Genomic DNA, 4,064 nt, shown 5'->3' on the forward strand with positions numbered 1-4,064 from the left:
GCTTTTACCCGATCAACCAATTCAATCAGATAATTCATCATGACCCGTTTACTGTTCGTTTTCGCATTGTCAGTCTGCCTGTTACCCGTACCGGTCAAGGCGAGTGCCGTTGAAAATCTTAAAACCTTTGTCAATAAGGCACTGACTTTTCAGGCTAATTTCTCCCAGACGTTACTGGATAAAAACTTCCAAGTCGTCAAGAAAGCCAGTGGCAGCATGATGTTCGAACGCCCTGGCAAATTCCGCTGGATATACGATCAGCCCTATCAGCAGCTGATCGTTGGCGATGGTAAACAGATATGGTTTTACGACCAGGATCTTGCCCAGGTCACGGTACATCGGCTCGATCAAGCTTTGGGCAGCACGCCGGCAGCGCTGCTTGCAGGTGGCAATACCATCGAACGCGATTTCAATCTGCAGGAAATTGACGTACAGGGAGAAACAGAATGGTTGGAAGCGATTCCCAAAAACCAGGAAAACTCGTTTGAGCTGATCCGGTTGGGATTTTCAAAAACGGGCATTTTACGTGAGATGGTTTTGCGCGACAGCTTCGATCAGGTAACCTGGCTGATTTTTTCCGAAATAGAGCAGAATCCATCACTCACACCTGATCTGTTCCAGTTTACGCCACCGGAAGGAGTGGATGTGATTCGTGACTGATTCTCATACGACCCGGAATCCGGCTGCTCCGCTGGCAGAACGTCTGCGCCCACGGACACTGGACGATGTCATCGGCCAATCTCACCTGCTAGGCCCGGGCAAGCCTTTACGGCTGGCTTTTGAGTCCGGCAAACCCTATTCCATGATCCTCTGGGGGCCACCGGGCAGTGGCAAGACCACACTGGCGCGGCTTATGGCACATGCATTCGATGCCGAATTCATCGCTATTTCCGCCGTACTGTCAGGCGTGAAGGATATCCGGGAAGCGATCGAGCGTGCCCAGATTACGCTGCAGCACACAAGCAGAGCGACACTGTTGTTCGTAGATGAAGTCCACCGTTTTAACAAGGCGCAACAGGATGCCTTTCTGCCTCATGTGGAACAGGGATTGATCACCTTTATTGGCGCCACTACCGAAAATCCTTCATTTGAAGTCAACGGTGCACTGCTGTCCCGCGCCCAGGTATATGCACTGAAAGCCCTGACTGATCAGGAGCTGCATCAGTTGTTCGAGCGTGCCCGCAGCATTGCGATGCCGGATTTGCAGTTTGAAAATACTGCCATTGAATTACTGACCGGATTTGCAGATGGAGATGCACGTCGCCTGCTGAATTTACTGGAACAGGTACAGAATGCTGCCGGAACCGAAGAAATCATAAAGATCGATGCCGATTATTTGAGCAGAGTACTGGCACGTAATGTGCGCCAGTTCGACAAAAGCGGCGATGCCTTTTATGACCAGATTTCAGCCCTGCACAAATCCATTCGCGGCTCTTCTCCCGATGCCGCCCTTTACTGGCTGTGCCGCATGCTCGATGGCGGCGCCGACCCTCGTTACATTGGCAGAAGACTGGTTCGTACCGCTACTGAGGATATCGGGTTGGCCGATCCACGTGCACTGACTCTCGCGCTGAATGCCTGTGAGGTTTTTGAACGGCTGGGCAGCCCTGAAGGCGAACTGGCATTAGCTCAGGCCACGCTTTATCTGGCCTGTGCACCGAAAAGCAATGCTGCCTATGTTGCCTATAAACAAGCACGAGCCTTCATAAAGGAAGATATTTCCCGTCCTGTCCCTATTCATCTGCGCAATGCACCCACCAGACTGATGCGTGAAATGGGGCACGGTACCGCTTATCGTTACGCGCATGACGAACCGGAATCCTATGCTGCCGGGGAAAATTACTTTCCTGATGATATGCCAGACATCCAGTTCTACCGGCCAACTGCTCACGGCCTGGAAATCAGGATTGGTGAAAAGCTCACCTACCTGCGCACACTGGACGAAAAAGCGAGGAAGAAAACGGATCTTCCGTAAAATCCGTTTCGAGGTTTCACGTCAGCGAACCATCCACCAGATGTAATATCCGATCGGCACGGCTGGCCAATTGAGTATCGTGGGTAACGATTACCAGCCCCGCATTGGCCTCGTGATTGAGTTCCAGCATGAGATCGAATACCGCTTCGGCAGTATGCCGATCCAGATTACCGGTCGGCTCGTCAGCCAATACACAGGCTGGCCGGGTCACCAGTGCACGTGCAACCGCCGCCCGCTGGCGTTCACCCCCGGATAACTCACCGGGAGTATGCGTAAGCCGGTGCCCCAGACCCACCCGTTGCAGCATGCCTGCTGCCTGTTCCATTGCTGTTTTTTTATTCATACGGCGAATGAACAGCGGCATAGCAACATTTTCCTGGGCACTAAATTCAGGCAACAGATGATGAAACTGGTAGACGAAACCAAGGGCATGATTGCGCAATGAGCCGCGTTCCGTTTCACTGATAGTAGATAATTCCCTGTCCAGTAGTGTAACTTCCCCGCGCGTTGGCTTATCCAGCCCCCCCAGTACATGCAGCAATGTACTCTTGCCCGAGCCGGAAGCACCGACAATCGCGACCATTTCACCTTCATTCACTTTCAGATCGATACCATGCAATACCGGAACTTCGAGACGGCCCTGAAAATAACTTTTATACAGATCCCGGCAGGCAATAATAATTTTACTCATAACGTAATGCCTCGGCCGGATTGACCTTCGATGCACGGTAGCTGGGGTAAAGTGTGGCCAGCAATGTCAGAATCAGAGACACGACTGCAACCGTCACAATATCGGTCAATTGCGGATCGGAAGGAATCTTGCTGATGTAGTAAACCTCCTGCGACAAAAACTGAGTATTGAGCACATGCTCAATGAATGCAATGACATCACCAACGTTATAAGCCAGCAGCACACCCCCCAGCAACCCCAGCAGCGTCCCCAGAATGCCGATCAATGCTCCCTGTATGATAAAAATTTTCATGATGCTGCCGGAACTTGCCCCCAGCGTGCGTAAGATCGCGATATCCGACTGTTTATCGGTCACTGCCATCACCAGTGTAGAAACGATGTTGAATGCCGCAACCGCGATGATCAGTGCAAGAATCAGCGAAAGCATGCGTTTCTCGATCTGGATGGCTCGAAAATAATTAGCGTGTTGTTGTGTCCAGTCGGTGAAATATAGATCGGCAGGCAATACCCTGGCCAGATCTTGGATTACCTGCGGTGCTTCGAACATATTGTGCAATTTGAGCCGGATGCCGGAAACCTGATTGGGTTCCATGCGGTAAAGTTTTTGTGCATCTGCCAGATGGATTAACGCCAGCCCGGAATCGTATTCAAAGTGCCCGACATCAAAAATACCCGTGACCGTAAATTGCTTCAGACGGGGCAGTATTCCGGCCGGTGTAATCTGTCCCTGCGGGGAAATCAGCACGATTTTGTTGCCTGGAAATGCATTCAGACTGCGGGCCAATTCCCGCCCAATGATGATACCGAATTCTCCCGGCATGAGTTGATCCAGGCTTCCCTCCAGCATTTTATCGGCAAAATCAGCTACCTTATTTTCATCTGCCGGCAGAATACCCCGTACAATCACTCCGCGCACCATATTGTCGTGTGAAAGCATCCCTTGAGCATCGATATAAGGAGCGGCAGCCGCAATCTGGGGGTTCTGGATAACTGTTTCTCCGACCTGCTCCCAATCGTACAAGCTCCCCTGATAACTGCTGATTTGCGCATGTGAAGCCACACCGAGAATACGCGCACGCACTTCTTTATTAAAACCATTCATGACTGACATGACTGTGATCAGCGCCGTCATACCCAGCGTCATCCCCAACAGTGAAATCAGCGAAATGAAGGAAATAAAATGATTGCGACGCTTGGCGCGCGTGTAGCGCAATCCGATCAGGAACTCATAGCTGGCCACGAAAAACGTCTCCCCGGAACAGAGCAAAGGATGGAGTATGCCACATCTTCCGGGCTGGTTTGTGTCATTGATCGGGACAGATATGCCTGATACATATCTGACGTTATCTAGAGCATTTCTCGTTTAGTTAGATTCATAGCCGGAGTTGGTGAAGTAGT

General features: G+C 51.2%; 4 protein-coding genes. 2 read left to right on the plus strand and 2 right to left on the minus strand.

Annotated elements, in window-relative coordinates; translation table 11 throughout:
- Positions 1-39: 39 nt before the first annotated feature.
- A complete protein-coding gene (lolA, locus tag ABUL11_RS10935) occupies positions 40-660 on the plus strand; it encodes an outer membrane lipoprotein periplasmic chaperone LolA (protein ID WP_350283883.1) in 621 nt (206 codons plus the stop codon).
- Complete coding sequence (locus tag ABUL11_RS10940; RefSeq protein ID WP_350283884.1) at positions 653-1,975, plus strand: replication-associated recombination protein A; 1,323 nt, start codon at positions 653-655, stop codon at positions 1,973-1,975. Before lolA ends, ABUL11_RS10940 begins: the two co-directional genes overlap by 8 nt.
- A 16-nt stretch (positions 1,976-1,991) precedes the next feature.
- Here ABUL11_RS10940 and lolD read toward each other — a convergent pair whose 3' ends face one another.
- A complete protein-coding gene (gene lolD, locus ABUL11_RS10945; RefSeq protein WP_350283885.1) occupies positions 1,992-2,666 on the minus strand; it encodes a lipoprotein-releasing ABC transporter ATP-binding protein LolD in 675 nt (224 codons plus the stop codon).
- Complete coding sequence (locus ABUL11_RS10950; RefSeq protein WP_350283886.1) at positions 2,659-3,906, minus strand: lipoprotein-releasing ABC transporter permease subunit; 1,248 nt, start codon at positions 3,904-3,906, stop codon at positions 2,659-2,661. Before ABUL11_RS10950 ends, lolD begins: the two co-directional genes overlap by 8 nt.
- Positions 3,907-4,064 lie beyond the last annotated feature (158 nt).

Source organism: Nitrosomonas sp., assembly GCF_040256045.1.
Taxonomy (GTDB): domain Bacteria; phylum Pseudomonadota; class Gammaproteobacteria; order Burkholderiales; family Nitrosomonadaceae; genus Nitrosomonas.

Coding starts and splice junctions, on each gene's coding strand:
- lolA (WP_350283883.1), top strand. CDS start 40: ATGACCCGTTTACTGTTCGTTTTCGCATTGTCAGTCTGCCTGTTACCC.
- lolD (WP_350283885.1), bottom strand. CDS start 2,666: ATGAGTAAAATTATTATTGCCTGCCGGGATCTGTATAAAAGTTATTTT.